The organism is Floridaenema aerugineum BLCC-F46 (genome assembly GCF_041929345.1).
Lineage (GTDB): Bacteria > Cyanobacteriota > Cyanobacteriia > Cyanobacteriales > Aerosakkonemataceae > Floridanema > Floridanema aerugineum.
The window spans coordinates 1-8,075 of sequence record NZ_JBHFNQ010000259.1; the positions used below are offsets into that span (position 1 = coordinate 1).

Here is an 8,075-nt window from a genome sequence, read left to right on the forward strand (position 1 = left end):
ACCACTAAATAAACTTATAGAATATGTGCAGAACCAAGAGAATCCAGAATAAATCGTTGCTACGCATTTTTATGTTGGTTTCGCTAACCCTACCTAAACTTCGTTATAGGTAGGGACTGCGCTCAACATTTTTGTTCAAAACCCGCAGCACCCATCCAAGCGTCAACATTTCCCGACGCATAAGCTTTAATGTAGGGTTCTTCAAAAATCTCCGTCAACCATTCGGTGTGGCGCAGGGTTTTCTGATTTCCGTCGAGAATTAAAACTTGTCCTCCGGGAACTAACAACCGGAAGCTTTCCCGCAAAATAGCTTGAGAAACTGCTGGGGGAGTTTCGTGAAACAGTAAAGATGCTGTCACTACGTCAAAGGAAGCATCGGGAAAACCTGTGTGTTCGGCGTTTCCATGTCGCCACTGTATCCGCAGTCCGGCTTGTTTGGCTTTACGATCGCCCATAAATAACATATAAGGCGACAAATCTAAACCGATGACTTCGGCTTCGGGAAAAGCTTGTTTGAGTAACAGAGTTGTGGAACCTGTACCACAGCCTAAGTCTAAAATCCTTCTGGGTTTTCCGCATAAGCGATCGACTAACCCCTGTCTAATCCAAGTTTCATTTGGTGGTAAAACGTATTGTGTCACCGGATCGTAAGAAACGGAAGCGCCCGGGTTGAGGTATCCGCCTTTGACTCCGTGAAAGTTCTGCCTGCTGTAATATTCGGGATATTCTAAATTTGGCTGACGGAAGCGCGAGGCTTCTGCTTCCCAATCTACGCTGTCATAAAAACGCTGTAACCCCTGTTCGTCAATTAAGGGACGAATTAATGGTGCTAAAAAACGTTCCCAAATTGTTTCTTTTGCGATCGGCATAGTTTTAGTATCGGTATTTACTAAAATTGCTAGAGAATAGCTGAGACAGCCCTGTTTACAAATCTTAATAGATTGTTAGTCGATCGTGGCAGTTATTCGATACTTACCTTTCAAATAAATGTAGAGACGTTGTATACAACGTCTCTACATTTATTTAATCCAGCCTACAGACTGGACAAAACTCGAAGCTTTATGTAACATTGTAGTATGCGTAATTCAAAAACCCCAAACTCTCACCTTTTGTTAGGATCGAGAGGAGTTTTTCTGCGTTTTCGTCGTTAATAAAATTGTAATTTATGCCTTACGAAAAACTAGCAATTTCTACAGAAACACCTGTGCTTTCTTGGGCAAATCATGAACTAAGTTCTGATGAAACCAAGATGGCAAAAAATGTGGCATCTTTGCCATTTGTGTTTAAGCACGTAGCATTAATGCCCGATGTTCATTTAGGAAAAGGAGCATTAGTTGGTTCAGTAATTGCAACTAAAGATGCAATTATGCCTGCGGCTGTCGGGGTCGATATTGGTTGCTTTACAGGTGATACATTAATTCCGCTGGTTGATGGTAAATCTTATCCAATAGCAGAATTAGCTAAATCTCAGCAAGAAGTTATTACTTATTCTTGCACTGAAACCGGAAAAATTGTTGCTGCTAAAGCGATCGCCAGACTCACTCGACATAATGCAGAATTAGTAAAAGTAATTCTTGATAATGGAGAAGAAATTAAATGCACTCCCGACCATCAATTCATGTTAAGAGATGGTTCTTATCAGCAAGCGAGTGAATTAAAAACAGGTACATCTTTAATGCCTTTCTACTCCAGAATTGAGCGAGATGGCTATACATTAATTCAGCAAAATTATTCTCACGCCTACAACCACAAAGTAGTAGAAGTTATAGCATTAGAGGAAAAACAAGATGTTTACTGTTTAGCTGTTCCCGAATATGGCAACTTTGCACTAACAGCGGGTGTATTTGTTCACAACTGCGGAATGATGGCAATTAAAACACCATTTACCGCCGAACAATTAGAAGGCAAACTGAAGAAAATTCGCCTCGATATTGAAGCAGCAATTCCTGTGGGATTCGAGGAAAATAAAGAAGTTGAAAAAGCTGTCAGCAATTGGCAAGGTTGGCAAGATTTTAAGGATTTACATTCAGGCGTACAACGCTTAGAAAGTAAAGCCATTAAACAATTAGGTTCTCTTGGAGGGGGTAAAAGATTGCCCCTTACTGTAGTAATACAGTAATCAAAACTCGTCCAAATCGGTGAAGGCTGAGAATGAGTAAATATTTAGATTATTTACTTGCTAATACCGAGGGAAGCGGTAAAACGCCCCGTAGAGAGCAGAGGGACTTGGGCATCCTAATAATTAGGATGAAGGTGTGCTCCGAACTATACCGAATAGGAAGGTATAGAACCAAGCAGAAATGTCTTGGTCGATTGCAACTTTGATCGATGATATTGTGGATTAATGGAAACCACTAATATCAGTCTCGAATTACCCGCTTATGCCTACTTGTTTGGCTTCATTCAAAGTGATGGTCATTTATACAACAATACTCGCAATCGAGGTAAGGTAAGTATAGAGATCGGCAAGATAGATGAAGAGATATTGTGGGCATTCAAGAATCTCATACCGTTTAATTCTTCCATTAGTGAGCGTGTGCGTAAAACTAACTTTAGTAGCCAACATACATCAGTTATTTGGAGGGTTTACGACAAACGATTTCGAGATTATCTTGAATCTTGGGGTTTACCGAATGGCAGTAAATCAAAGTTAATCCAACTACCTAGTTGTAGCTTTTCTAAAGTGGATTACTTTAGAGGTTTGATAGATGGGGATGGCTCACTGGGAATGACTTCTAAAAAGTTTCCCTTCCTATCTTTGGTTACTTGTAGCTCATACATTGCTGTTGAGTATCTGGAATTAATCAAACAGATTACTGGCAAAACCAAAACCTCTAATAAAAACACTAGAGATCAAGTTTACAACATAGTTGTTTACAAGGAAGATGCTCAACTTTTAACAAGTCACTTGTACTATAACGGTTGTTTAGCTTTACGTAGAAAGCTAATTAAAGCTAGTGAAGTGCTGAGTTGGAGTCGTCCTCCTGATATGAAACGGGTGAACAAGAAATTTTGGACACCTGAAGAAGATCAGTTTATTACTACCCATTCGATCGAGCATTCGATGAAAGTGCTAGGTAGAAGTCAAAGCAGTATTGAACTCAGACTGTGGAGACTAAAAAAACTTAGCAAGCAATTAGTAACAAATTGAATCACTTTATCGAAGTTTGCCTAGACACAGAAAACCAAGTTTGGCTAATGCTACATTCTGGTTCTCGTCACATTGGAAATATGTTAGCCCAGAATCATATTGATACTGGGAAAGAGTTAGCAAAACTGGGAAACATTAAGTTACCAGATCCAGATTTAGCTTACTTTGTAGCGGGAACACCGGAATTTGCTGCTTACTGGCACGATTTACAATGGGCGCAAAATTATGCTCGTTATAATCGTGATGTGATGATGGCGCGAGTCAAGCGAATTGTGGAAAAACATTTAGCTGGCGGAAAGCCAACTAAACCTTTATTAGAGGTGAATTGTCATCACAATTACGCGGAAAAAGAAGTGCATTTTGGTGAGGATGTTTACGTTACTCGCAAAGGTGCAGTAAGAGCAAAAGAGGAAGATTACGGGATTATTCCTGGTTCGATGGGAGCAAAATCTTTCATTGTTAAAGGTAAGGGAAATCATGAAAGTTATTGTTCTTGCTCGCATGGTGCAGGACGGTTATTGTCTCGAAATAAGGCGAAAAATGTCTACAATTTAGATGATTTGATCGCTCAAACTAAGGGTGTGGAATGTCGCAAAGATCGGGGAGTTTTAGATGAAATTCCTGGGGCTTATAAGCCGATCGAACAAGTGATGGCAAATCAATCTGATTTAGTAGAAGTTGTAGCGACTTTGAAGCAAGTTCTCTGCGTGAAAGGTTAAATTTGTCTCCCCTCCCCGTTTACGGGGAGGGGATTAAGGGGTGGGGTTTTTTTCTAATGTTTTATTCAACCAATCTTTCACTAAATAGGTGGCGAAACAATCATCCTCGTTGTAAATTACAATCTTTTCTAAAAAAGTTCGATCGCCTGTCTTCAACCATTCATCATACCAACAAATTGCTTGGGAACCGCTGGCTGAGGGATTGCGCCAATTAAAACCTAGCCAACGGGCGATCGCTTTTAATGAATAACTTTCGATCGGTAAAGTTACAGCTTGGGTGACTTTTTCATGCACATCAACTAAGCGATTTAACAAAGGTTGCCATAAATGATTCGGTGTTTTATAACGCTTAGCTAATTCTTTAACCATAGATACTTCATAATCACAAAAATGAAAAATTGGTGCTTGCGGATAATCCCAAACTAAATTTAAAAACTTCTGCCAAGTTGCCTCTTCTTCTGGTAAATCCTCTGCTAACAAGGCATAAAATTTTTGACTTTGAGCTTTTTTATCTACAATTAAAACACCTAAAAGATAAGCAAAATCTTCTTCTGGTTGAGATTCAATGTCAAAATATAATTCTACATCTGAGTTGGGCAAATTTATTAATGAATTTGGATGAAAAACTACTTGATTGTTTAACTTTGCTTGAGCTTGTCGCAATAATTGTTCGGTGATTTCTTTGCCAAATGCTAGTTCTAAATCAGCGAAATTTGCCTTAGCCAAAGATTCCAATGAGTTAATATTCAGTTGTTGCAAATAGCTGTAGCGACTGGGAGTAACCCCTGGTAAAAGTGAGAGATGTTCTTGGGATTTGGCTACGCTATAACAAGAACTATACCAATGACAAAGATTGCATTTTTGCCGGGAAATAAATACTTCTGGAGTTTCGCTTTGCTGTAACGTTTGACTGCATTCTTGGAAAAATTTCTGCATTTGGGGTAGCCAATTTTCCAACGGTACTAAATAGGGTTTTCTTTCGCGTAAAATTAACCAAGCAGCCGGAGGTTTTACTCCTTGTGTTGCTGTTAAAATATATGCGTGAAATGCTGCACCAATTTTATATTCTTGCTTGGGACGTTTTCCTAATTCGATTTGCACCGGAATGTAACACCAATTTCCAAAAATCGAATTTCCTGGTTGTTTTACTAATAAATCGGGGAAACTTAGCAGGGTAATGGGTGTTGGCGACTGATAACTGGGGAAAGGATTTTCGTCTACCTGGGTAATTAAAATTCCTTTGTAAATTCGCTCGACACCCTGACGCATTAATGATAAAGTAGCCTGTGCACCAGCTTGCCAATCTCTGTCCGGGTAGTCTGGTTTGTGGTATGTTTGTTCCCTAAGAACAGTTTTTTGATGTGTCAGGCGATCCTGATGTAGTTTTAACTGAAAATCACTTGGCGGGTCTAGTTCTTGCTTGTTTCCATACAGATCGAGAAACGCCCGTCGATGACAGCGTTGGTATTGCAGTAGCAGTTCAGCAGTTAGGAGCATTCTTTTAAACTATGAAAAAATGTTTGTAGCGAATTTGCGATATGCAAGAGAGCACCCTACGCGATCGCTAACTCTAAAGTAAGTTATGCAGCCTACTATTATGTTAAATCTAATATATCCAGTTTGAACTTGTGAGGAGAAAGTGGAATTTAAATACGCGCACACTTGGGAAGAAAAGAATTTCATTGTCAAAGCTTTTGTTTTAGATCAAATTGCCTCACCCGATACTTTTAACGTCAGCGTTAATGCAGAAGACGAAATGTTTTTGTATCTGCAAGCGGCTTTTCATGGGAATAGAAATCGGGCGCTAGTAGAATATTTCATGTCTGGTAAGGAAGTACTCAACCGAGTTACTTCTATTATAAATTGGAAATTCCAAGGTTTTGAAAATGTTGATTCTTTCTTGGATTTTGCCTGCGGGTATGGGAGAATGACTCGCTATTTAGTCCAAGAAATGCCCCCGGAAAAAGTTTGGGTGTCGGATATTTATGCAGAAGCAGTGGAATTCCAAAAACTCCAATTTGGAGTGAATGGCATTGTTTCGGTGACAGATCCAAAGGATTATCCGGTAGAGAGAAAGTATGATTGCATTTTTGTATTTTCTTTGTTCAGTCATCTACCAGAAAAAACCTTTGTTCCTTGGTTAGAAAAACTATATAGTATGTTGTCTCCTAATGGCATATTAATGTTTACTGTTCATGATGTGGTATTGATGCCACCAGAACAGGTAATGCCAGATAATGGTATTTGTTTTGTGCCGCAGAGTGAGAGTCGTTCTTTAAGTACAGAAGAGTATGGTTCAACTTGGGTGACAGAATCTTTTGTGGCGGAGGCGATCGCTAAAGCTTCCAATGGCAAAGGGTTTTATCATCGCATTAAAAGAGGGCTATTAATTCAGGATTTGTATTTAGTAGTTAATGACCCGAAATTAGATTTTTCTACCTTAAATTTGGGGGTAAGACCAAGAGGTTTTGTTGATTTTTGTACCTACACCAGACATGATGAAATTACCCTGAAAGGTTGGGCAGCAGATACTAGCTGGACTAATGAAGTTAAAGAAGTACAAGTTCTCCTAAATGGGCAGTTAGTCCAAAAATGTAAACCCTGTTATCCGCGACCTGATGTAGTAGAATTCCTCAAAGATGAAAGGGCTTTAATTTCCGGTTGGACTTGTTCTTTTTATTTAGATCCAGCCGCAGATATATCTAAAGAATTGCTGATGGTGAAGATGATTTGTGGCAACAATGTAGAACGAGTGATGTTGATTAGTCTCATTGAAGCTGCCTTACAAGATTTAATGGTTTTGCCTCCAGAAACTCCTCCAGAAACTCCTCCAGAAACTCCCCCTGAACCTTCAAGGATCGGCAAATTAAAATCCATTCTTAATCCTATCAAACACCTGATATTGGGTAATCCTTCTGCAAATAACCAAGTCTAAATACCAATGAATAGCGTTTTCCCAGCACTAACTTCCCTAGAAGAATTTCGCCAACAGTTCCCAGCTTTGGCGAGTAAAGCTTATTTCAATTATGGCGGTCAAGGCCCGATGCCACAAGTAGCGCTTGATGCCATTTTTCACGCATTTCAACATATTCAAAATGCGGGGCCTTTTTCTGAGGAAGTTAATGCTTGGGTAGTGCAAAAATCGCAGGAAACTAGAGAAGCGATCGCTAAAGAATTAAATGTCTCACCTGCAACTATTAGTTTAACTGAAGATGTGACTGTAGGGTGCAATATCGGATTGTGGGGAATTGATTGGCAAAGTGGCGATCGCTTACTCCTTTCTGATTGCGAACATCCTGGAATCGTCGCCACTATTCAGGAAATTCAACGCAGATTTGGTATTGAAGTAGATAGCTGCAATCTGTTAGAAACTCTGGATGGTAGTGATTTGCTGGAGGCGATCGCCAAACACTTAAAACCTAACACCAAATTAGTAGTATTAAGTCACGTCGTTTGGAACACTGGACAGGTATTACCATTAACTGAAATTGTCCAAGCTTGTCGGCAAAATTCCCCGGAAACAAAAGTGTTAATTGATGCTGCCCAATCTGTAGGAATGTTACCTTTAAATTTGGCTCAAACAGGCGTTGACTTTTACGCTTTTACAGGTCATAAATGGTTATGTGGGCCTGAAGGTGTTGGTGGTTTTTATGTAAATCCAGAAACCTTAGAAAGTTTACATCCTACTTTCATCGGTTGGCGGGGAATTATTAGTACTAAGATAGGTCAACCGACAAGTTGGCAACCTGATGGAAAACGCTTTGAAGTTGCGACTTCTGCCTATCCTTTATATTGTGGATTAACCGCAGCAATTAATACTCATCAAGCGATCGCTTCTCCCCAAGAACGCTATCAGCAAATCTGCAATTTAAGCAAGTATCTTTGGCAACAGTTAACTGAACTTCCTCATGTTAAATGTTTACTGACTTCGCCCCCAGAATCCGGTTTAGTTTCCTTTCAAGTTCAAGGAGTTTCTCACCGAGAATTGGTACAAAGCTTGGAAAAGCAAGGTTTTCTCATTCGCACTTTACGTTATCCTGATTGTGTCCGCGCTTGTGTTCATTACTTTACCTTGCCTTCAGAAATCGATCGCTTGGTAGAAGAAATTAAAAAATAAAAAGTACGTTGTTGGGGGTTTTGGGGGATGTTTTGGGCGAAAGAGCAAAAAACAAACGAGTTTTTTTTTACAAAGAAAAATGAAAAAA

Annotated in this window: 4 protein-coding genes and 3 pseudogenes; 5 read left to right on the plus strand and 2 right to left on the minus strand. The window is 39.5% G+C overall.

Annotated elements, in window-relative coordinates; translation table 11 throughout:
• Positions 1-137: 137 nt before the first annotated feature.
• A pseudogene (locus ACE1CC_RS35415) lies at positions 138-869 on the minus strand (class I SAM-dependent methyltransferase); the annotation flags it as partial.
• Between the two features lie 296 nt (positions 870-1,165).
• Between ACE1CC_RS35415 and ACE1CC_RS35420 the strand changes: the two are divergent.
• The 3 genes and pseudogenes from ACE1CC_RS35420 to ACE1CC_RS35430 form a co-directional block, all read left to right on the plus strand.
• A pseudogene (locus ACE1CC_RS35420) lies at positions 1,166-2,086 on the plus strand (Hint domain-containing protein); the annotation flags it as partial.
• Between the two features lie 258 nt (positions 2,087-2,344).
• On the plus strand, positions 2,345-3,151 hold the full coding sequence (locus ACE1CC_RS35425) for a hypothetical protein (RefSeq protein WP_413275131.1): 807 nt from the start codon (positions 2,345-2,347) through the stop codon (positions 3,149-3,151).
• Positions 3,151-3,870, plus strand: a pseudogene (locus ACE1CC_RS35430) (RtcB family protein); the annotation flags it as partial. The gene ACE1CC_RS35425 and the pseudogene ACE1CC_RS35430, both read left to right, overlap by 1 nt.
• Positions 3,871-3,903: 33 nt before the next feature.
• On the opposite strand, the gene ACE1CC_RS35435 reads toward ACE1CC_RS35430, so the two are convergent.
• Entirely contained in the window at positions 3,904-5,367 is a 1,464-nt protein-coding gene (locus ACE1CC_RS35435) for a TM0106 family RecB-like putative nuclease (protein WP_413275133.1), read from the minus strand.
• 142 nt (positions 5,368-5,509) lie between these two features.
• Between ACE1CC_RS35435 and ACE1CC_RS35440 the strand changes: the two genes are divergently transcribed.
• Both ACE1CC_RS35440 and ACE1CC_RS35445 read left to right on the plus strand, forming a co-directional pair.
• Positions 5,510-6,805 (plus strand): class I SAM-dependent methyltransferase, encoded by a 1,296-nt coding sequence (locus ACE1CC_RS35440; protein WP_413275134.1) that lies wholly within the window; start codon positions 5,510-5,512, stop codon positions 6,803-6,805.
• Between the two features lie 6 nt (positions 6,806-6,811).
• Complete coding sequence (locus tag ACE1CC_RS35445) at positions 6,812-7,987, plus strand: aminotransferase class V-fold PLP-dependent enzyme (protein WP_413275135.1); 1,176 nt, start codon at positions 6,812-6,814, stop codon at positions 7,985-7,987.
• The last annotated feature ends 88 nt before the right edge of the window (positions 7,988-8,075 follow it).